Annotated in this window: 1 protein-coding gene; it reads left to right on the top strand. The window is 62.8% G+C overall.

All coding sequences use genetic code 11. The annotated features are described in order from the left end of the window. Positions 1 to 1,141: type VI secretion system Vgr family protein (locus KXR87_RS23535; RefSeq protein WP_437434588.1), on the top strand; the 1,141-nt coding region annotated here is incomplete at both ends.

Genomic DNA, 1,141 nt, shown 5'->3' with positions numbered 1-1,141 from the left:
GCCGTGGAGCTTTCCGGCACCCGCTATGCGGTGTACCAGCTTACCGTTGAACCGGACCTGTGGCCGATGAAGCGTGACCGCAATCTGCGCATTTTCCAGGGTCAGACGGCGGTGCAGATAGTGAAAACGCTGCTGGGTGAATATCAGGTGAACACGGAGGACAGGCTTACCGGCAGCTACCGGGTATGGGACTACTGCGTGCAGTACCAGGAGAGCAGTTTTGATTTCATCAGCCGGCTGATGGAGCTGGAAGGCATCACCTATTTCTTCCGCCATGAAGCCGGTCGCCACGTGATGGTGCTGACGGATGCCACCACGGGGCACCAGCCGTTCCCCGGCTATGAAACCATCCCCTACCATGTGACCGCATCCGGCGGCAGCACCGATGAGGAAGGGGTCAGCCAGTGGGCGCTGACCGACAGCGTGACGCCGGGGATTTACAGTCTGGACGACTAYGATTTCCGCAAGCCGAACGCGTGGCTGTTCCAGGCGCGYCAGAATCCGTCCTCGCCGCAGCCGGGGAGYATCGACGTTTACGACTGGCCGGGGCGTTTTGTGGAGAAYGACCACGCTGAATTTTACGCCAGAGTCCGCCAGGAGCGCTGGCAGGTGGAGCACCAGCAGGTGCAGGGGAGCGGCACGGCGCTGGGGATTGCGCCGGGGACGACCTTCACGCTGCACAATGCRCCGTTCTTCAGCGACAACGGTGAATACCTGACGACGGCGGCGGGATACTGGCTGGAGGAGAACCGGTACGCCAGCGGGGGCGACTCGCAGACGATGCACCGCGTGGACTTCACGGTGATCCCCGCGTCAGTGCCGTACCGGCCGGCGCAGTCGACGCCGTGGCCGCGCACGTACGGGCCGCAGACGGCGAAAGTGGTGGGTCCGAAAGGCGAGAGCATCTGGACGGACAAATACGGTCGCATCAAGGTGAAATTCCACTGGGACCGTCTTGCGAAGGGTGACGACACCAGTTCGTGCTGGGTGCGGGTATCGAGCGCATGGGCAGGTCAGGGTTTTGGCGGGGTGCAGATCCCGCGCGTGGGCGATGAAGTGGTGGTGGACTTTATCAACGGCGACCCGGACAGACCCATCGTCACCGGACGCGTCTATAACGAAGCAAGTATGCCGCCCTGGG

Origin of the sequence: Yokenella regensburgei (assembly GCF_051486985.1) — a bacterium.
Lineage (GTDB): Bacteria > Pseudomonadota > Gammaproteobacteria > Enterobacterales > Enterobacteriaceae > CBFFRJ01.
Note: the sequence above shows the minus strand (reverse complement) of the source record. Positions and strands in the feature narration are given on the sequence as shown.